Source organism: Actinophytocola xinjiangensis (genome assembly GCF_001921215.1).
GTDB classification, from domain to species: domain Bacteria; phylum Actinomycetota; class Actinomycetes; order Mycobacteriales; family Pseudonocardiaceae; genus Actinophytocola; species Actinophytocola xinjiangensis.
In genome coordinates, this window is sequence record NZ_MSIF01000005.1 from 244,207 (window position 1) to 264,315 (window position 20,109).

Here is a 20,109-nt window from a genome sequence, read left to right on the forward strand (position 1 = left end):
CGCGCTCAGCAGGGCCGTGTCGTGGTGGTGGTCGTGGTGGTCGTGGTCGTGGTCGTCTCGCCGGCCGAGGTCTGCTCACCGGCGATCGTGGACGACACACCCGAGCCCGCCGCGCCGGTCGTCTGCGCCCCGGTCGTGCTGTCGGCGCCGTCGGTCAGGTCCGGCCCGGCGGTGGTGGTCGTGGTGGTCGGCGTCGTGCACGGCGCCGTGGTCTGCGTCGGCCTGGTCAAGGTGGTCGACGAGCCACCGTTGCCGGGCACCTCGGTGCGGCCCGGGGCCGTGGTGGTGGTCGTGGTCGAGCCGCCCGTGCCCGGCGTGCCACCGCCACCGCCACCGCCGCCGCCCGGGGTGGTCGCCCCGCCACCCGGCTTGGGGTTCTGCTGGGGCGGCGGGCCGCCGACCGTCGAGGGCGGGCCCATGGCCTGCACGTCCGGCGAGATCGGCTCGTTGGGCAGCACCGGCGTGCCGTTGCGGTAGGCGTTGGCCCACAGGATCACGGTGGCGACGTAGGTGTCGGAGTGGTTGTAGCGGAACACCGCCGTCGCGACGTCCTGCGAGTTCGACAGGTCCATGCCGCCCGAGCACAGGTACTTGCCGGCGCCGAGGGTGGCGTCCCAGATGTTGTGCGGGTTCGCCACGCCGTCGTTGTTGCCGTCCGAGGCGTAGCCGCGCCACGTCGACGGGATGAACTGCATCGGCCCGACCGCGCGGTCCCAGCGGTCGTCGCCGTCGAGCCGGCCGTTGTCGGTGTCGCGGATCGCGGCGAAACCGCCGCCGTTGAGCACCGGGCCGTAGATCCGCGGGACGGTGTTGCCCTGGCTGTCGGCCTTGCCGCCGCGCGCGTGGTGCGACTCGATGCGGCCGATGCTGGCCAGCAGCGACCAGTGCACCTTGCAGTTGGGCTGGTCGGCGGCGAGCCGGTCGGCGGCGTTGCGGTAGGCCTCCAGCATGTTGCCCGGAATGCCCTGGCTGGTGTTGGGCAGATCGTTGTCGGCGGCCAGACGGAGCAACCGGTCCAGGTCGTCGGCGCTCTTGAGCACCTCGTCGCCGAGCGTGCCGTCGCCGCGTTCGCCGTTGGCGCTGTCGTCCGGGTCGGTCATGCCGAACAGGCCACCGCCGACCGCCTGCCCCGGCTCGATCCCGGCCGCGAAGCTCATCGGCTCGCCCGCCACCGCGGCGGCGGCGAGCAGCACCGTACTGGTGGCCGCGGCGACCCTGCGACGGCGCCGGTTGGCCCGGCGCTCCTCCTTCTCGACGGATCTCCGTTTCTGTGCCGCACTCACCAGAACGAACCCCTTCGTTGACCGAGCACGCGTTCGCGGACCCCACCGATCGCAGCCGGTGCGTGTTCGTACGCCGCCTGCCACGGTCTCACGAACATCATGTCAATAAAAGAGTCAACGTGGAGTCAAGACGATCGTCCTGGTGCCATTCAGCGAAACACGGCCGCCGAATGGGAAATACGGGAACGGATCAGCGCGCGCAGTCGCCGGCCGGCCAGTCGGCCGCCAACGCCGCCAACGCCTCGTCGCCGAACGGGTTGACCCCCGGCCCCACCGCCAGCGCGTGCGCGACATGCACGTGCAGGCACTTCACCCGCCCCGGCATGCCACCCGCGCTCACCTCGGTACCCAGCGGCTCGATCGCGTCCCGCTGCGCCAGATACGAGCGGTGCGCGGCCAGATAGGCCGCCGCCAGATCCTCGTCGGTGGCCAGCCGGTCGGTCATCTCCCGCATCAACCCGCTCGCCTCCAGCCGGCTGACCAGCGACGTCAACCGGGGACACGTGAGGTAGTAGAGCGTCGGGAACGGCGTGCCGTCCTCCAGCCGGGGACTGGTCTGCACCACCGACGGGTGCCCGCTCGGACAGCGGGCGGCGACCGCGCGCACCGCCCTCGGCGGCCGGCCGAGCTGACGGGCGACCACCTCCCGGTCGGACTCGGTGACGGGCGGAAGGCTCATTGATCGGACACCGCGTTCCACAACGTGAGGTACCAGGACTCGTCGGCGACCGGCTGCTCCGGATCGCCGCCCTGCTTGTCGGCCGAGTCCCCGGGAAGCTCGACCATGTACGGGGTCTCCCCCGGCATCACGTACCGCAGCCGACGCCGGGCCTCGGCCACCACCTCCGCCGGGTCCGCCAACTGCGCCTTGCGCCGCTCCAACGCCTCGACCTGGGCCCGCAGCTCCGCCTGGCGCTCCTCCTGGAGCTGCACCTCGTCCCGCTGGGACAGGTAGGTCCGCAACGGGACGGCGACGGTCAGCGCGAGCGCGCACACCACGATCGCCAACACCGCGGCCCGGCGCGTGGTGGACAACCCGAACGCGGCCGCCGCCCGGATCGTGCGGCCGCGCCGCTCCGGCGCACGCTCCCGCCCCGGCGTCACCGGCCGGGCGGGACGCCCGTCCTTGGGACGGGTGCGGCGGACGCTGTGTGGCCGTTGACCCGACCGGTCGGCGCGGGCACCGGTGGCCCCGGTGCCGCGCCGCCGGCCGCGTTCGCTCTCGCGTCCGGCCATCCGCTAGGACTCCGGGTTGAACCGGGGGAAGGCCAGGTCGCCGGCGTAGCGCGCGGCGTCACCGAGGATCTCCTCGATGCGCAGCAGCTGGTTGTACTTGGCGGTCCGCTCACCCCGCGCCGGGGCACCGGACTTGATCTGGCCGACGCCGGTCGCCACCGCCAGGTCGGCGATCGTGGTGTCCTCGGTCTCGCCCGAGCGGTGGCTCATCATGCTGCGGTAGCCGTAGGAGGTGGCCAACGCGACCGCGTCCAGCGTCTCCGACAGCGTGCCGATCTGGTTGACCTTCACCAGCAGCGCGTTGCCGGCACGGCGGGCGATGCCCTCCTCCAGCCGGTCGGGGTTGGTGACGAACAGGTCGTCGCCGACCAGCTGCACCCGCTCGCCGATCTCGTCGGTCAGCCGCACCCAGCCGTCCCAGTCGTCCTCGGCCAGCGGGTCCTCGATGGAGACCATCGGGTAGGCGTCACACAGCTCGGTGTAGTAGGCGGCCATCTGCTCGGCGCTGCGCTTGGTGCCCTCGAACGCGTAGGCCCCGTCGGAGTAGAACTCGGTGGCGGCGACGTCCAACGCGAGCGCGATGTCCCGGCCCAGGGTGAACCCGGCCTTGCCGACCGCCTCGACGATCAGGTCCAGCGCAGCGCGGTTGCTGGCCAGACTCGGCGCGAACCCGCCCTCGTCACCGAGGCCGGTGGCCAGGTCACGGCCCTTCAACACGCCCTTGAGCGCGTGGTAGACCTCCACGCCCCAGCGCAGCGCCTCCCGGAAGGACTCCGCGCCGATCGGCGCGATCATGAACTCCTGGATGTCGACGTCGGTGTCGGCGTGCGCACCGCCGTTGAGGATGTTGAGCATCGGCACCGGCAGCACGTGCGCGTTCGGCCCGCCGATGTAGCGGAACAGCTCCAGACCGCTGGACTCGGCGGCCGCCTTGGCCACCGCCAGCGACACCCCCAGGATCGCGTTGGCCCCCAGCCGCGACTTGTCCGGCGTCCCGTCCAGGTCGACGAGCTTCTGGTCGACGATCCGCTGGTCCACCGCGTCGATGCCGGACAACTCCGGCCCGATCTCGTCGAGCACGGCCGTCACGGCCTTCTCCACGCCCTTGCCCAGGTAGCGCTTGGGGTCACCGTCGCGCAGCTCGACCGCCTCGTGCTCCCCCGTCGACGCGCCCGAGGGCACCGCCGCGCGGGCCAGCGTCCCGTCATCGAGCGCGACCTCGACCTCGACGGTGGGGTTGCCACGCGAATCCAGGATCTCGCGCGCACCGACCTGCTCGATAACCGCCACGTGCTTGCTCCTCAACCCGGCATCGATCCTCACGCGCGCCGTTGCGCATCTGTGCACCAGGCAGCGTAGCGGGGGTTCCATAGCACCCGTCGGAGGCACGCGGTGTTTCTGGTGTTGGGAGTGTGGCGCGGTCCTGGCTGGTTGTGGGGTTTGGTCGTGGGGCCTGGTGGTTGGGGGTTCGTGGGGTGTCGCGCTGAGGGGTTGGGTTGTGGGCTTGGGGGTGGGTTCGGGTCGTGGGGTCTCTCGGTGAGGAGTTCGGTTGTGGGCTTGGGGGTGGGTTCGGGTCTGGTGGTTCGTCTTTCCTGGCTCTCCACCGCTCCCCCTCCCCTCCCTCTCCCTGCCTCGCCCTCCCTCCGCTCTGCCCACTCCTGTCGTTCCTGGGATGTGGTCGCGCCCGGCGGGAGGTTCAGAACTGGGCGGTCGGCGAGTAGCGTTGGTGATGACCATGGCTGAGGACCGGCAGGACACGTTCGAGGCGTTCCGCCGCGCGGAAGCGTTGGTGGCTCAACGCCGGCCTCTTGATGCCCTGGTGGCGCTGGCGCCCGTGCTGGACGCCGAGCCAGACAAGTCCTCGGTGCACCTGCTCGCTGGGCGCGCCTACCTCGGGTCGGCGCAGTTGCGGCGGGCGGAGGCCGCGTTCCTGCGGGTCCTTGAGCTGGACCCCACCGATCACTACGCCCGGTTCGCGCTCGGCAAGGCGTTGCAGCGGCAGGGTCGGATCACCGAGGCACAGACCCAACTGCGGTTGGCCGTCGCCATGCATCCGCTGCCCGAGTACCAGGAGGCGTTGGGGGAGATCAGCGCGCGGATCGCGGTCGAGCGGGACCGTTAGCTGGCGTTGGCCGCCTTGGCGTAGGCGTCGGCGCCGCTGAAGACGTTCTGGCCGTAGTCGACCGAGCGGTTGTAGGTCAGCACCGCCTGCCACCAGCCGTTGGCCGTCGACAGGTCGCCGCCGCTGGCGCACAGGTAGCGGGCGGCCGCCAACGCCGCGTCGTTGACGTTCTGCGGGTCGGGGTCCTGGCCGTCGCCGTTGGCCCGGGTGCCCCAGCGGTCCCAGGTCGTCGGCAGGAACTGCATCGAGCCGACCGCGCGGTCCCAGGTCACGTCGCCGTCCAGGACGCCGCCGTCGGTGTCCGGGATGGCCCGCACGCCCGGCGACCCGTCCAGCGGAATGCCGATGATCGGCGGCGTCAGCCGGCCGTCGTCGCCGATGTCCGAGCCGTTGTAGCGGCCGTGGTGGGACTCGACGCGGCCGACGCCGGCGAGCGTCGACCAGCTCAGGTTGCAGTCCGGGGCGGTGTCGCGCACCGCCAGCTCCGCCTCGGCGTAGGCCACCAGCACCGGCAGCGGGATCTGGGTCCGGTCCGACAGCGTCGCCGCCCAGTCCCGCACCGCCGCGGTCGTCGGGCGGGTCGCGGTCCGCTCGGCACCCGGCGCGACGGCCGCCGCCGTCGGCACCGCGCTGCCCGGGTCGGGCGCCAGCTCGGGCACCTCGAAACCGGGCACCGGCGGCGGCGTCGCCCGGTCGGATCGGTCCAGCCAGCTGACCACCACGACCGTCGCCGCGACCAGGGCGGCGACGGTCAGCAGCAGCGGACCGAGCACCCGCCGCCGGCGCTGCGGCGGGGGACCCGGCCGGTCGTCGGCCTCTGGTGGCGGCGTGGTCGAGGGCGGGGTCGGGGAAACGGCCACGGCCCCAGGTTACGTATCCCGGCCAGCCCCCGTGAGGGCCTCCCGCAACCCGTTCACTCCAGCACAGGCAACGGCGGCGGCGTGGCCGCCGGCTCACGCTCCAACGTCTCCAACGCCAGCCGCACCGCCTCCGTCAGCTGCGGGTCCCGGCCGTGCGCGTGGTCCTGCGGGGTCATCAGCACCTCGACGTCCGGGTCGACGCCGTGATTCTCCACACCCCACCCCGGGCCACGCAGCCACGTCGCGTACTTCGGCTGGGTCACCAGCGTCCCGTCGACCAGGTGGTAGCGCATGTCGATGCCGATCACCCCGCCCCAGGTGCGCACGCCGACGACCGGGCCGATGCCCATCGCCCGGATCGCGGCGTTGACGATGTCGCCGTCGGAGCCGGAGAACTCGTTGGCCACCGCCACCACCGGCCCGCGCGGCGCGTCGTCGGGGTAGCTCTCCGGGCGCCGGCCGTCCCGGCTGACCTGCCAGCCGATGATCCGCCGGCCGAGCTTCTCCACCACCAGCTGCGACAGGTGCCCGCCCCGGTTCTCCCGCACGTCCACCACCAGCGCCTCGCGCCGGACCTCCATCCGCAGGTCGCGGTGCAGCTGCGCCCAGCCGGTGGCGACCATGTCCGGGACGTGCAGGTAGCCGACCCGCCCGCCGCTGGCCTCGTGCACGAACGCGCGGCGGCCGGCGACCCAGTCGTGGTAGCGCACCATCATGTCGTCCAGCAGCGGCACCACGACCACCCCGCGCCGCGCGCCGCCCCCGGCCGGGCCGACCGTCAGCTCCACGGGCTTGCCGGCGGTGCCGGCCAGCAGCGGCGCCGGGCCGTGTTCGGCGGTGACCGGCCGGCCGTCGACCGCCAGGATCGCGTCGCCGTCGCGGATCGCGACGCCCGGCGCGCGCAGCGGCGAGCGGGCGCGCGGGTCGGACGTCTCGCCGGGCAGCACCCGGGCGACCCGCCACGTGCCGTCCTCGTCGCGGGTCAGGTCGGCGCCGAGCAGCCCCGTGCGCCGCACCGGCTCGACGCCGTGCGAGGGCGGGGTGACGTAGGCGTGGGAGGTGCCGAGCTCGCCCTGGACCTCCCACAGCAGGTCCACGAGTTCGTCGTGCGAGCCGACGGTGTCGACCAGCGGGCGGTAGCGGTCGCGCACCGCCGACCAGTCGACACCGCCCATGTCCGCGCGCCAGAAGTGGTCGCGCATCAGCCGCCACGCCTCGTCGAACGACTGCCGCCACTCCGCGCCAGGGTCGACCACGACCCGCACCCGGGACAGGTCCACGCGCACGTCGTCGCCGTCCCCGTCGCCGTCGGCCTTGCGGTCGGCCGGCTGCACGCGCAGGGTGGCGCCGTCGCGCACCACGAGCCGTTCGCCGTCGCCGGTCGCCCAGATCTCGTCGACGCCCTCGGCGAGGTGGTCGAGCTTGCGTTTGGTGAGGTCGAAGCGTTCCAGGACCGGGCGGACGTCGTCGGCGGCGTCGAGGTCGTCGTCCTCGCCGAGCACGCCCGACAGCGGGGTGCGCAGCCACACCAGCCCGCCCTTGACCGCCAGCAGCGAGAAGTAGCGCGCGGCGGTCACCGGGACCGGGACCACCCGGTCGGCCAGGCCGTCGAGGTCGACCTCGGTGCGGGGCGTGTCGGAGTCCGGTTTGCCGGAGTCCTTCGTGTCGCCGGCCTTGTCGTCCTCGCCGTCCTCGCCGACCGGGCGCCCGCGCAGCTGCGGGGAGAACGGCGAGGGCGTGGTCGCGGCCAGCGGCACCAGGTAGGGGCGCGACCCGTTGGGGAAGGCCATGTCGAACACGTGCACGTCGTAGACCGGGTCGAAGCTGCGCGCCGACAGGAACGCCAGGTGCTTGCCGTCGACGGTGAACGCCGGGGCGGTGTCGACGAACCGCACCGGCGTGATGTCCACAGTGGACAGATCGGTGACCGAGGCCATCCTGATGTTGCGCAACGGGTGCGGGCCGGGATGCGACCACGCCAGCCACGCCGAGTCGGGCGAGAACGCCACGTCCTCCGGGTCGCCGTCCTCACTGCTGGCGACCTCGTGCAGGTCCCCGCTCTCGGCGTCCACCAGCAGCAGCCGCCCGTCGTGGGTGACGACCGCGATCCGCCGCCCGTCCGGCGCGGTCACCACCTCCGAGACCCGGCCCAACCGGCCGGCGCCGATCCGCCGGGGCGTGCTGCCCTCGGCCGGCCCGTCGACCGGCGCGATCTCCAGCGCCTCCTCGCCCTCCGCGTCGGTCACCCACACCACGTCATCGCCCAGGGCACGCGGCATCCTGGCCCGCACCCCCGGAGTCGCGGCCAGCGTGCGGACCGGGCCGTCGCGGTGGGTCAGCCAGTGCACCGTGCCCCGCACCTCGATCGCACTGCCACGACCGGTGCGGTCCGGGCCGACATCGCCCAGCGCACCCGCCGCGTACACCGGGTGCGGCGCGCGGGCGTTGCGCGGGCCGCCGAGGGTGATGTCCAGCTCGCGCGGCACCGAACCCTCCGCCAGGTCGTCGAGCAGCCACAGCCGCCCGGCGCGGTGGAACACGACCCGGGTGCCGTCGGTGGACGCGTTGCGCGCGTAGAACCCGCCGGGCGCCTCGACCGGGTGCCGCCGCAGCTGCGACCCGTCGGGCAGGCAGGAGTACACGTCGGCGACGCCGTCCTGGTCGGCCAGGAACGCGACCCGGTCGCCCACCCACATCGGCGAGACGACGTTGCCGCCCAGGTCGGGCAGGAAGCGGACGAACTCCCCGTCGCCGTCCGCGTCCAGCCACAGTTTGCCGGTGGTGCCGCCCCGGTAACGCTTCCACCACGCCGGCTCACGCGAGTAGGCCGACAGCAGCAGCACCGCGCCGCCGGGGCCGAACGCCAGCCCGCCGACCGGGCCGTAGGGCAGCCGGCGGCTCCCGCTGCCGTCGGCGGCGATCGCGTGCGCCCAGGTGGCGCGGATGGAGTGCTCCCCGGTGCTGCTGGACGCGACGACCTCGTTGCCGCCGGGCAGCCAGCCGAGGACCTCGGTGTTGATGTCACCCCAGTGGGTCAGCCGCTCGCTGGGGCCGCCGCCGGCCGGCGCGACGTGCACCTCGGGTTCGACGTCGCGCCAACTGGTCCAGGCGAGGGTCGCGCCGTCCGGGGAGAAACGGGGCGAGCTGACGGTCGTCTGGTCGGCGGTCACCCGCCACGCTCGCCCGCCGTCCAGCGGGGCGAGCCACACATCGTCCTCGGCGACGAAGCTCACCCGATCGCCGTGGAGATGGGGAAAGCGGAGGTAGTCGGTCACGACGCCACGTTAGTCACCCTGACCGACACCGCGCGGCCAGAAACGGCGCCACGCGTGCTCGTCCATCGAACCGGGATCGACGCCGGCGTCGCGCGCCGCCCGCTCGGCCGCCCGGACGTCGCGGTCGAAACGCCTGGCGACCGTGCGCAGCTCGCCCTCCGGGTCACCCCCGTCGAGCTCGCTCTCCGCCGCGAGCCGGAACAGCCGCGAACCGGTGGGCAGCAGGTCGGGCGGCAGGTTGACCCGGCGGGTGCGGGCGACCAGCTTCGCGGCCAGCGCCAACGCCGGCTGCGCCAGCGCCACACCGTCCACACTGGACTCCCGGCGCTTCTCGGCCTGCTTGAGCTCCTCCCAGCGGTGCACCTGGCTCGCCGCGTCCCGCACCGCCGGATCACCCCCGGCGAACACGTGCGGATGACGTCCGACGAGCTTGCCCACCAGCCCGGCGGCCACATCGTCGACGTCGAACGGGTCATCAGGGTCCTCGGCGGCGACCCTGGCGTGGAACAACACCTGGAGGAGCACGTCGCCGAGTTCCTCGCGCATCGCCGCCCGGTCGCCGTCCTCCAGGGCGTCCAGCAGTTCGTAGGACTCCTCGCGCAGGTACCGGCGCAGCGAGTCGTGGGTCTGCTCGGCGTCCCACGGGCAGCCGCCCGGCGACCGCAGCCGGTCCATCACCGCGACCGCGTCCAGCAGCCCGGACCCGGCCGCGCGCACGACCCGAGCACCGGCGGAGACCAGCGCCACCGCCCCCGGATCGTCGGCGTCCCCGGCGACCAGCACCACGTCGGCCAGCCCGGCGAGCGTCTCCGGTGCGGGCGGCGCCGGCAGGTCGACCCCGAGGCCGGGGGTCGCGAAAACGGCGCCGGCCGCGCGCACGAGCGGCAACGCGGCCAGCGGAAGAACGTCCGGACGGGCGGGATCGACCAGTACGACGGCCGTCCCGACGGTCACGGCTTGGACAGGTCGCGCGGCAGCAGAACGGAACCCGAGGCGTCCGCCTCAAGCTTGGGCACGACCTTGACCATGGCGTCGTTCCACACGCCGTAACGCGGGCTGAGGTCCATGTCGGCGTCCATCGCGGCCTCACGCAGCGCGAACACGCCGAGGCTCGGCAGCTGCTGCGGCTGGATGGAGGACGGGTCGAACCCCGGGTCGAGCTGGCCGGACACCTGCCGGTCGAGCAACTGGACGACCTGGAACCCGCCGCTGCCCTGATCGCCCTGCCCGGCCGGCAGGACGAAGACACTGCCCACCGGCGCGGTCAGGTAGACCGCGTCGACCGTCGGCCCACTCTCCTGCTCCAGCCGAGGCTCCGCGGTCGCCCCACCGGCCTCGGTCATCAACTGCCCGGCCTGATCCGGCGCGGCGACGATCTTCGCCGCCAGATCCCGCGCCGCGGCCCCGTCGGGCAGCGTCGCGAGGTTGTAGGTGATGGAGGTACGCCCGAGGTACTTCGAGGCGAGCTGCGCGAGCAACACCTGGTCGGTGGCGTACTCGTTGGCGTCCCGCGCCCGGAAGACCAGCTGCTGGACCAGGGCCTCCGGCGGGACGGACCCGTCGGTCGGCAGCTCGTCGTCCAGCGGGTTCTGCGCCAGGAACGCCGCCACGTCCTCCGGGTCGGCGGAGATGTTCTCCTCCTTGGCGACCTTCCCGATCAGCTGGTGAATGACCAGCTGGGTGACGGCCTCACGGGCGACCAGGTCGAGCTTGCGCTCCCTGGCCAGCGACTGGGCGGCGGGCTGCTCCCGCACCACGTCCTCGACCATCTCCTGAACCTGGTCGACCGACACCGACCGCCCATCGATGATCACGGCGGAGTTGACCTGGCCTGGACCCGACCCACAGGCCGTCAACGTCGCGACCAGGGAGATCACGGCGGCGACCAGGGCAGGCATACGCAGCGTGGCAGTCCTCACGGCTGCTTACCCTCTCACAGGCCTCCCGGCAACCGCGCCGCACCTGGCGCCAGCCACCCGACCATCACGATATGGAGTCACAACTCCACGGAGTGCGATGGCCTGGCAGGAATCCGGCCGCGATGTCACCGTTGTGGTCATGACCCGTTCCTGGAAGGACGTCAAGGCCGAGAAGGCCCGCCGTGATCAGGCCAACGGGCGAGACATCGACGCGGCCCGGGACGTGTGTCTGGGGTTAGTGGTGTGTGCTGGGGTTGGTGTGCGCTGAGTTGGTGCGGTGGGGGGTGGGGTCGAGCATGTCTTCCGGGTCTGGCGGTGGATTTTACGGGCGGCCACTCACCTTGAGTTTTAACCTCCGGTTTCCCCGGTGCCGGTGCCTCAGCCGGCCTGCTCGCGGATCCACACTGCCCTCGCGCTACTGCCTGGCCGGTGTTCGTGCTGATCAGACACGTGTTTGCCCTGTCCGCCCCCGCGTGCTACCCCTGCTGAGGGCCACCGACCCCCAAGACCGAATAAACGTGCGCCCGCCGGACAGACCCCACATCCGTGGGCGCACGTTAATTACCCGCCAACGGCCACCACACCCCCCACCAACTCGATGACCAGCCACAACACAGGTCAAGCACCCCCTACCGGGACACCACGAGGTTAAAACTCAAGCTCACGCCTCAAGAGGCCCTGAACTGGGCAAAGTCTGGGTTCGTGCTCACCCGTGGGCCTCTTGACCCGTGAGCCTCCGCCGCCCTGAGGCAGGGCCTTAAGGGCAGGGCTGCGCCCTGCCCTGCGTGATGCCCACCGCCAGACCCGGGTGGCCGGGAGTGGTGTTGTGGGGGGTTCTTCCTGGCCCTCGTGACCGGCCTTGTCGCCCACCACGTCGCCGACGCTTGTGCTGGGTCTTTGTGCTGGGTCTTTGTGCTGGTCGGCCGGGGGCGTCCGGTGTTGTCGCTAGCCGACCGGGGCCGGGGCGATCTCCAGGGAGTTCAGGAGGGCGGCGCACCAGTCGAGCAGGGCGGTGTCGCGTAGGGGTGGGGCGCCGATCCGGCCGCCGGCCGCGCCTTCGGTGGGGCGGGGGACGGTGACCAGGTTGGTGACGGTCTTGTAGGTCGACTTCGGGTGCAGGCGCTTGAGGCGCACGGTCTGGGAGTCGCGCAGACGCAGCGGGGCGAAGCGGATCGTGTTGCCCTGCATGGCCACTTCGGTGACGCCGTGGCGGCGGCAGGTCTGGCGGAACGCCGCGACCGCGAACAGGCGCTGCACCGGCAGCGGCGGCGTGCCGTAGCGGTCCTGCAACTCCTCGGTGACCGCCGCGAGGGCCTCGGGGTCGGCGGCGGCGGCCATCTTGCGGTACGCCTCCAGGCGCAGCCGCTCGCCGGGGACGTAGTCGTGGGGGATGTGGGCGTCGATCGGCAGATCCACGCGGACCTCCGCCAGCTCTTCCTCCTCCTCGACGCCTTCCGCGCCGGCATGTTTGCGGAACGCGTCGACGGCCTCGCCCACCAGACGCACGTACAGGTCGAAGCCGACGCCGGCGATGTGGCCCGACTGCTCGGCCCCCAGGATGTTGCCGGCGCCCCGGATCTCCAGGTCCTTCATCGCCACGGCCATGCCGGCGCCGAGTTCGGTGTTCTGGGCGATGGTCGCCAGGCGGTCGTGGGCGGTCTCGGTCAGCGGGGCCTCCGGCGGGTACAGGAAGTACGCGTACCCGCGCTCACGCCCCCGGCCGACCCGGCCGCGCAGCTGGTGCAGCTGGGCCAGCCCCAGCAGGTCGCCGCGTTCGACGATCAGCGTGTTGGCGTTGGCGATGTCCAGGCCCGTCTCGACGATCGTCGTGCACACCAGCACGTCGAACTCGCGTTGCCAGAAGCCTTCGATGATCTTCTCCAAGCGGTCCTCGTTCATCTGGCCGTGGGCGGTCACCACCCGCGCGTCGGGGACCAGCTCGCGCAGCCGACGGGCCGCCTTCTCGATCGAGGACACCCGGTTGTGCACGAAGAACACCTGCCCGTCGCGCAGCAGCTCGCGGCGGATGGCGGCCCCGACCTGCTTGTCGTCGTAGCCGCCGACGTAGGTCAGGATCGGGTGGCGGTCCTCGGGCGGGGTGAGGATCGTGGACATCTCGCGGATGCCGGCCAGCGACATCTCCAGCGTCCGGGGAATCGGCGTCGCCGACATGGTCAGCACGTCGACGTGGGTGCGCAGCGCCTTGATGTGCTCCTTGTGCTCCACACCGAAGCGCTGCTCCTCGTCGACGATCACCAGGCCAAGGTCCTTGTACCGGATCCCGGTCTGCAACAACCGGTGCGTGCCGATGACGACGTCCACCTCGCCGGCCGCCAGGCCCTCGATCACCAGGTCCGCGTCCGGGCCGTGGGTGAACCGCGACAGGCCGCGCACGGTCACCGGGAACGCCTGCATCCGCTCGGTGAACGTGTTGAGGTGCTGCTGGGCCAGCAACGTCGTCGGCACCAGCACCGCGACCTGCTTGCCGTCCTGCACCGCCTTGAACGCCGCCCGCACCGCGATCTCGGTCTTGCCGTAGCCCACGTCGCCGCAGATCACCCGGTCCATCGGGACGCCCCGGCTCATGTCGGCCTTGACCTCGTCGATCGCCGCGAGCTGGTCGGGGGTCTCGGTGAACGGGAACGCGTCCTCCAGCTCACGCTGCCACGGGGTGTCCGGGCCGAACGCGTGCCCCGGCGCGGACTGGCGCGCCGCGTAGAGCTGCACCAGCTCGGCGGCGATCTGCTTGACCGCGCGCTTGGCCTTCGACTTGGTGTTCTTCCAGTCCGACCCGCCGAGCTTGTTCAGCGTCGGCAGCTCACCGCCGACGTAGCGGGAGACCTGGTCGAGCTGGTCGGTCGGCACGAACAGCCGATCCCCTGGCTGACCGCGCTTGGACGAGGCGTACTCCAGCACCAGATACTCGCGGGTCGCGCCGGACACCGTGCGCTGCACCATCTCCACGTACCGGCCGATGCCGTGCTGCTCGTGCACCACGTAGTCGCCGGTGCGCAGCGCCAGCGGGTCGACGGCGTTGCGCCGCCGCGACGGCATCTTCGTCGACAGGTCGCGGGTGGAGGTGCCGTGCCGGCCGCCGGTCAGGTCGGTCTCGGTGAGCACGACCAGCGCCCGCGCCGGCGCGATGAACCCCTCCTCCAGCCGGCCACGGACCACGGTGACCACGTTCGGCGCCGGCGGCTCGGTCAGGCCGTCCTCGGCGACCGTCGCCGGGACCTCGGCCTCGGCGAGCTGCTCGACCGCCCGCCGGGCGGTGCCGCTGCCCGGCACGACCAGCACGGCCGCGCCGCCGGCGGCGGTGTGCGCGCGCAGGTCGGTGAACGCCCTGGCGACCTCGCCCCGGTAGCCCTCGACCGGTTTGATGTCCAGCTGCACCACCGACTCGTCGGGGGTGGTGAGCTGGCTCAGCGTCCACCACGGGTGGCCGGTGGCGCGGGCGTGCTGGGCGGTCTCGCCGAGCTCGCGGTAGGCGCTCGCCCCCAGGTCGAGCGGGCTGGCGCCGCCGCCGGCGGCGGCCAGCCATGCGGCCTCCAGGAACTCCTGGCCGGTGCGGACCAGGTCGTGGGCGCGGGTGCGGACCTTCTCCGGGTCGACGACCAGCACGTGCGCGTCCTCGGGAAGGACGTCGGTCAGCAGCTCCAGGTCGCCCTCGCACAGCACCGGGATGAGGGCCTCCATGCCCTCGGTGGGGATGCCGTCGGCGAGCTTGGTGAGCATCTCGGCGAGGTGCGCGTCGGTGGCGTGCTCGGGGGCCAGCTCGGCGGCCCGCTCCCGCACGTCGTCGGTCAGCAGCAGCTCCCGGCACGGCGGCGCGGTCAGCGCGGTGACCTCCACCGGCAGCGAACGCTGGTCGGCGACCGCGAACGCGCGGATCTCGCTGACCTCGTCGCCCCAGAACTCGACGCGGTACGGGTGCTCGCCGGTCGGCACGAACACGTCCAGGATGCCGCCGCGCACCGCGAACTCGCCGCGCTTCTCGACCATGTCGACGCGGGTGTAGGCCAGGCGGACCAGCCGCTCGATCGTCTCCTCGAAGTCGCTGTCCTCGCCGACCCGCAGCTCCACCGGGGCCAGCCGGCCCAGGCCGGGCGCCATCGGCTGGATCAGGCTGCGCACGGTCGCCACGACCACGCGCGGCGCGGCGCCGGTGGCCAGCCGGCGCAGGATCTCCAGGCGGCGGGCGACGGTGTCCGCGCGGGGCGAGAGCCGCTCGTGGGGCAGCGTCTCCCAGGACGGGAAGTTCGCGACCTCGTCCGCGCCGATCAGGTCGCCCAGGGCGGCGGTCAGGTCGTCGGCCTCGTGGCCGGTGGCGGTGATCGCCAGCACGTGGGCCCGGCCGGCGAGCGTGGCGGCGACCAGCGGACGCGCCGCGGTCGGGCCCTCCAGCTCCAGGTCGGGCGAGCCGGCGGCGTCGGCGACGGTGGTCAGGGCGGGATCGGGCAGGACAGCGTCCAGCAGACCGGACAGTGGGCTGGCCTTCGACACGGTGGTGAACCCCTCGACGAGCACGACGAACACCCCCCTGCCCGGGACGAGTCCGCCGGGTCGGGGTTCTCACCCACCAGCCTACGCATGCCCGCGAACGGGTAACCGCTCAGAACTGGGGGCTGCGTTTGTCCAGGAAGGCGGCCACGCCCTCGGCGTAGTCGTCGCTGTTCACCGAGTCCTCGTAGAGGGCGTGCACGGCCTCGTCCTCGTCGTGCAGACCCTCGGTGATCCGGCTGATGATCTTCTTCGAGCCGCGGACCGAGACCTGGGAGCGGCTGGCGATGGTCGCGGCGAGCGCGGTGGCCCTGGCGAACACGTCGGCGGCCGGGTGCAGCTCGTTGACCAGGCCGATCCGCAGCGCGGTCGCCGCGTCGACCAGGTCGGCCGACAGCAGCAGCTGGCTGGCCCAGGCCGGCCCGACGACGTCGACCAGCCGCTTGGTGGACACCGCGTTGTAGACGATGCCCAGCTTGGCCGGGGTGATGCCGAACCGCGCGTCGTCGGCGGCGATCCGGATGTCGCAGGCCACCGCGATCTCGCAGCCGCCGCCGACACAGACCCCGGTGACGGCGGCGATGACCGGCTTGGTGAGCGTGGCGATCGCCCGCTCACCGGCGTGCACGGCGGCGTTGTAGCGGCGCGCGTCGTCCGGCTCACGGCGCAGCGTGGTGAACTCGCTGATGTCGGCGCCGGCGGAGAAGTGGGTGGTGCCGCGCACGACCAGCACCCGCAGCGCGTCGTCGGCCTCGACCTTGTCCAGCAGGCCGGGCAGCGCCGACCACATCTGGAAACTCATCGCGTTGCGCTTGTCCGGCCGGTCGATGGTCAAGGTGGCGACCGCGCCGTCGAACTCCAAGGTCAGGCTCACACCGGTCACGGTAGCTGGCGTTGCCTATGACCACGCTCAAGCAGCGGTGACCGTCACGCCGTGCTCCGCCCGCGTGTGCAGCTCGGTCAGCACGGCGGCGACCGCCGGGTTCTCGTGGCCGCCGGCGCGGGTGCAGGTGAGCAGCTTGCGGGTCGGGCCGGTCGGCTCGACCAGCGGCAGGCGCACCAGCGGGAGGTGCGGCGGCAGGTGGGCCAGGCGGGGCACCAGCGCCACCCCCAGCCCGTTGGCGATCAGGTGCGCGATGGCGTTCCACTCCAGCGCGTTGTGCACGACGTTGGGGGTGAAACCGGCCGCGCCGCAGGCGGCGAGGGTGTGCTGGCGGCAGGTGCAGGTGACCGACTGGAGCACCCAGTCCTCGTGCCGCGCCTCCACCAGCGAGATCGCCTGGCGGTCGGCGAAGCGGTGGTCGCCGTGCACGACCAGGTCGAGCGGGTCGTCGACCAGTGGCCGCTGGTCGAAGCGGGGGTCGCCGGCCGGGGGGTTGGCCGGGTTGGCCTCGATGATCGCCAGGTCGGCCTCGCCGCCGAAGAGCAGGTCGAAACCGGCCTGCTGCTCGACCTCCTGGATGCGGATCGAGAGCCGGGGATGCTGTTCGCGCAGCGGGGCGACGATCGGCGCCAGCAGCATCGCGACGGCCGTGGGGATGCCGCACAGGCGCACGGTGCCGGCCGGGTCGTCGCCGCTGGCGCGCAGGTCGATCTCGGCCTGTTCCCAGCGGGCCTCGATGGCGTCGGCGTGGGCGAGCAGGCTGCGGGCGGCGGGGGTGAGCCGGACCCGCCGGCCGTGCGGTTCGAGCAGCGTGACGCCGAGTTCGCGGCCGAGCTGGCGGATCTGCTGGGAGGCGGCGGAGGTGGTGAAGTGCAGGACCTTCGCGGCGGAGGTGATCGTGCCGTAGTGCGCGACCGCGCGGAGGACCTTCAGTCGACGCAGGTCAATCATGAAGCCGATACTTCACAGTTCCGTTCGGAAAGTCAACGTGGACGTAAACGGTTCGGGTCTTCAGGGTGGAGGTATGAGTGTTGACGCGTGCCCGTTCTGCGGGCTTCCGGACGGCGAGCCGCTGCCAGTGGTGTCGCAGCATGCGACAGGGAGCGGAGTCACGATGTGGACCCGGTGCCGGTGTGGGTCGCTTCAGGTTCGGGCCGTGGACCAGGGGCGGGTCGTTGTTCTCAGCCGGGGGCGACCAGGTTGACCTCTCGCCCGCCGGCCGGGGTCAGCGGAGCGCGGTTCGGAGGGCCTCCAGGTTCGGGGTGATCGCCGACTGGTGTTCCAGCAGCGTCGTGCGGCATTCGTCGAGAGTCGACATCCGTTGGTCGATCTCCTCGGACAGGGAGACTCGGGCTCGTTGGGCGTCCTCGACGGCCCGGACCCTGGACTGCTGGTCCTTGAACCAGCTCACGCCGGCCGCCAGCAGGCCGGCGATCGCCACCACGGCCCAGCCCCAGCCGGCGACCACGGTCAACACCAGGAAGCCGATTCCGACGAGGCCGAGCACCGACGAGACGACCCGGCCCTGGGCCGAGATCTCGGACGCCGCGTCGATGCGGCGGTGCACCGCGTCCAGCGACTCGGGGCCGCGTGCGGTCAGGGTGACCGTGCCGCGCCGGGTTCGGACCTGGACCCTCGGGGGGAACGGCAGGCGCGCGGTCTCGGCCAGGCGGTCCGCCGTCGTGAGTACGTGCTCCGCGCACATCCGCACGGCCACCGCGCGGCGGCCCGGGTGTGCCGAGTCGGCGGCGTCGGCCAACAACAGGTCAAGGGTGTCGCCGGCCGGGGCGTCCCAGGCCGGGGCCTCACCGGACGCCGACTCGATCACCGCGCGCAGTTCGCGTTCGCGGGCCAGCAGCGGCAGCTCCTCCGGGCTGCCCTCGTCGACCAGCAACTCCAGGCAGCGCCGGACCGACGGGTCGACCGCGCTCGCCGGCTCGTTGGTCCACGCGCCCAGCGCCTCGTCCACCCAGGTCCGCAAGGTGCCCAGGCGGGCCGCGGCGTCGAGAGTGGTCGACAGCTCGGTGGCGCCGTCGATGGTGCGCGGCAGCGGGGTCGTGCGCACCGCAGCCGTGCCGACCTGGCGGACCCGGTTGACCGCGTCGACCTCCGGACCGAGCCCGGCGAGGAACTCGATGCCGCGCCGGCGCACCAGCTCCCACCCGGCCTCGCCGAAGAAGCCGTCGGCGGCGAGGGTCCACACCGCCCGCTGGTAGCCGGGCATCGTCGGGCCGAACGCCGGGAGCGCGTCGGCCAGCATCGACGCGGTGACCGTGTCGCGGCCGCCGAGCAGACCCGCGCCGAGCACGTGGAACACGGTGGCGCGCAGCGGGTCTCGATCCCTGGCCGTGGCCAGCGACTCCACGTCGGACACCCCGTCGACGACCACGCTCAACGCGACGTACGCCGGCGCCAGCCAGTAGCCAGGGACGTCGGACACGAAGCTGCTCGTCTGCTCCGCACGTAACAGCTGACGCGCCTGGTGGCGGACACGCCCCTGGTCGTCGAACAGTCCGAGGGTCACCCGCAGGTCGCTGATCTCGACGAACGCGTCGAAGGCGCGGGAGAGCCGGTCGAGGCGCTGCTCCATCGAGCCCTGGACCTTCGACAGCTCGGCGCGCAGCCGGCGCTGCGAGGAGCGCGCGGAGGCCAGCGACGCCGAGACGTTCGACAGGTCCTCCTCCAGACCGCGAAGACGCTTGTTCTGGCTGTAGTCGGTGTACCAGTTGTCACTCACGAAACGCTCTCCCTCGGCCGGGTCTCACACCCATGCGACGCACGACCGGGCATTCTGGACCCATGGCAATCCGGGCGAGTTCTCTCGTCGTCGCACTGGCCGTCGTCACGCTCACGGCGTGCACCGACTCCTCGGTCGGGGAGGTACCGCCCCGCAACGACCCGAGTGAGCAGCGGTCCGAGGCCGAGCCGGCCACGCCGAGCAGCAACACCGAACTGCCGGCGCTGCGCGTCGAGGAGGTCGCCGGCGGCATGTGGCACGGCTGGGACATCGGCTTCCTGCCCGACGGGAAAGTGCTGGTCACCCAGCGTCCGGCCAGGATCGCCCTGCTGTCGGGCACCGCGCCGGGCGCGACGGTCACCGAGGTGAAGGCCGACCTGTCGAACGTCGTCGTGCGCGGCGAGGGCGGCCTGATGGGGATGGTCGTGCACCCCGACTTCGCCAAGACCCGCCGGTTCACCACCTGCCAGACCCACAGCGAGAACGGCCAGGACCAGGACGTGCGCCTGGTCACCTGGCGCCTGGCCGACGACGGCCAGATCGCGACCAGGGAGAAGTACCTGCTCACCGGCATCCCGCTGGGCGGCGGCCGCCACTCCGGCTGCCGCCCCACCATCGCCCCCGACGGCAGCCTGCTCGTCGGCACCGGTGACATCGCCAGCCCCGCCGTCCCCCAGGACCGCACCAGCCTCGGCGGCAAGGTCCTGCGCCTGAACCTGGACACCGGCGAGCCCATGCCGGACAACCCGTTCATCGACTCGGAGAACGAGCGCGAGCGCTACCTGCTGTCCTACGGCCACCGCAACATCCAGGGCGTCGCGATCCGCCCCGGCAACGGCCAGATCTTCACCGCCGAACACGGCCCGGACAAGAACGACGAGGTCAACCTCATCGAGGCCGGCAGGAACTACGGCTGGGACCCCTCCCAGGGCGGCACCGTCGACACCTACGACGAGAACGTCCCGATGACCGACCTTGACCGTTTCCCCGACGCCGTGTCCGCCACCTGGCAGTCCGGCGACACCACCGAAGCCGTCTGTGCGGCGACCTTCCTCGAAGGCGACCAGTGGGGCCCCCTCGACGGCGCCCTGGTCGTCACCGCGCTCAAGGGAGCCAAGGTCCTCCTCCTCACCCTGGAGGACAACGGCGACGTCGCCTCGGTGGGCATCCCCCCGGAGATCCAGGACCAGTACGGCAGGATCCGCGCCGCCCGCCTCGGCCCCGACAAGGCCCTCTACCTCACCACCACCAACGGCGACGACGACAAGCTCCTGCGGGTGACCCCCGCCTGAGA

General features: G+C 72.5%; 15 protein-coding genes. 3 read left to right on the forward strand and 12 right to left on the reverse strand.

Annotation, left to right across the window (positions count from 1 at the left end; all coding sequences use genetic code 11):
• Positions 1-5: 5 nt before the first annotated feature.
• The 4 genes from BLA60_RS13740 to eno all read right to left on the reverse strand — a co-directional run bounded on the left by BLA60_RS13740 (position 6) and on the right by eno (position 3,809).
• Positions 6-1,283, reverse strand: a complete 1,278-nt coding sequence (locus tag BLA60_RS13740) for a lytic transglycosylase domain-containing protein (RefSeq protein WP_075133225.1) — start codon at positions 1,281-1,283, stop codon at positions 6-8.
• 190 nt (positions 1,284-1,473) lie between these two features.
• Positions 1,474-1,962 carry a DUF501 domain-containing protein gene (locus BLA60_RS13745; RefSeq protein WP_075133226.1) on the reverse strand — a complete coding sequence of 163 codons (489 nt, stop codon included), beginning with the start codon at positions 1,960-1,962 and terminating at the stop codon, positions 1,474-1,476.
• Entirely contained in the window at positions 1,959-2,519 is a 561-nt protein-coding gene (locus BLA60_RS13750; RefSeq protein WP_075133227.1) for an FtsB family cell division protein, read from the reverse strand. The genes BLA60_RS13745 and BLA60_RS13750 overlap by 4 nt, the downstream gene beginning before the upstream one ends.
• Positions 2,520-2,522: 3 nt before the next feature.
• Entirely contained in the window at positions 2,523-3,809 is a 1,287-nt protein-coding gene (gene eno, locus BLA60_RS13755) for a phosphopyruvate hydratase (protein WP_075133228.1), read from the reverse strand.
• Between the two features lie 445 nt (positions 3,810-4,254).
• Here eno and BLA60_RS13760 point away from each other — a divergent pair, with 445 nt between their 5' ends.
• Positions 4,255-4,641: a tetratricopeptide repeat protein gene (locus tag BLA60_RS13760; protein WP_075133394.1), complete on the forward strand. Its 387-nt coding sequence runs from the start codon at positions 4,255-4,257 to the stop codon at positions 4,639-4,641.
• Here BLA60_RS13760 and BLA60_RS13765 read toward each other — a convergent pair.
• Genes BLA60_RS13765 through BLA60_RS13780 form a run of 4 tightly spaced genes read right to left on the reverse strand, consistent with a single transcriptional unit; the run spans position 4,638 to position 10,695 of the window.
• The gene (locus BLA60_RS13765; protein WP_084734899.1) at positions 4,638-5,501 is read right to left on the reverse strand and encodes a lytic transglycosylase domain-containing protein; all 864 of its coding nucleotides are present in this window, start codon (positions 5,499-5,501) and stop codon (positions 4,638-4,640) included. The two genes, BLA60_RS13760 and BLA60_RS13765, sit on opposite strands and share 4 nt — an antisense overlap.
• A gap of 53 nt (positions 5,502-5,554) precedes the next feature.
• Positions 5,555-8,776 (reverse strand): S41 family peptidase, encoded by a 3,222-nt coding sequence (locus tag BLA60_RS13770; RefSeq protein WP_075133230.1) that lies wholly within the window; start codon positions 8,774-8,776, stop codon positions 5,555-5,557.
• A 9-nt stretch (positions 8,777-8,785) separates the two neighbouring features.
• Positions 8,786-9,730 carry a nucleoside triphosphate pyrophosphohydrolase gene (locus BLA60_RS13775; protein WP_075133231.1) on the reverse strand — a complete coding sequence of 315 codons (945 nt, stop codon included), beginning with the start codon at positions 9,728-9,730 and terminating at the stop codon, positions 8,786-8,788.
• On the reverse strand, positions 9,727-10,695 hold the full coding sequence (locus BLA60_RS13780; RefSeq protein WP_162292957.1) for a SurA N-terminal domain-containing protein: 969 nt from the start codon (positions 10,693-10,695) through the stop codon (positions 9,727-9,729). The genes BLA60_RS13775 and BLA60_RS13780 overlap by 4 nt, the downstream gene beginning before the upstream one ends.
• A 97-nt stretch (positions 10,696-10,792) precedes the next feature.
• Here BLA60_RS13780 and BLA60_RS44800 point away from each other — a divergent pair, with 97 nt between their 5' ends.
• Positions 10,793-10,963 carry a hypothetical protein gene (locus BLA60_RS44800; RefSeq protein ID WP_211288718.1) on the forward strand — a complete coding sequence of 57 codons (171 nt, stop codon included), beginning with the start codon at positions 10,793-10,795 and terminating at the stop codon, positions 10,961-10,963.
• A gap of 677 nt (positions 10,964-11,640) precedes the next feature.
• Here the strand turns inward: BLA60_RS44800 and mfd are convergent.
• The 4 genes from mfd to BLA60_RS13805 form a co-directional block, all read right to left on the reverse strand.
• The gene (gene mfd, locus BLA60_RS13785; protein ID WP_075133395.1) at positions 11,641-15,180 is read right to left on the reverse strand and encodes a transcription-repair coupling factor; all 3,540 of its coding nucleotides are present in this window, start codon (positions 15,178-15,180) and stop codon (positions 11,641-11,643) included.
• 127 nt (positions 15,181-15,307) lie between these two features.
• Positions 15,308-16,069 carry an enoyl-CoA hydratase/isomerase family protein gene (locus BLA60_RS13790; RefSeq protein ID WP_075133396.1) on the reverse strand — a complete coding sequence of 254 codons (762 nt, stop codon included), beginning with the start codon at positions 16,067-16,069 and terminating at the stop codon, positions 15,308-15,310.
• A 36-nt stretch (positions 16,070-16,105) separates the two neighbouring features.
• On the reverse strand, positions 16,106-17,029 hold the full coding sequence (locus BLA60_RS13795; protein ID WP_075133233.1) for a LysR family transcriptional regulator: 924 nt from the start codon (positions 17,027-17,029) through the stop codon (positions 16,106-16,108).
• A 274-nt stretch (positions 17,030-17,303) separates the two neighbouring features.
• Entirely contained in the window at positions 17,304-18,815 is a 1,512-nt protein-coding gene (locus BLA60_RS13805; protein WP_075133235.1) for a hypothetical protein, read from the reverse strand.
• 62 nt (positions 18,816-18,877) lie between these two features.
• On the opposite strand from BLA60_RS13805, the gene BLA60_RS13810 reads away from it, so the two are divergent.
• Positions 18,878-20,107, forward strand: coding sequence for a PQQ-dependent sugar dehydrogenase (locus tag BLA60_RS13810; RefSeq protein ID WP_075133236.1), 1,230 nt, complete (start codon positions 18,878-18,880; stop codon positions 20,105-20,107).
• Positions 20,108-20,109 lie beyond the last annotated feature (2 nt).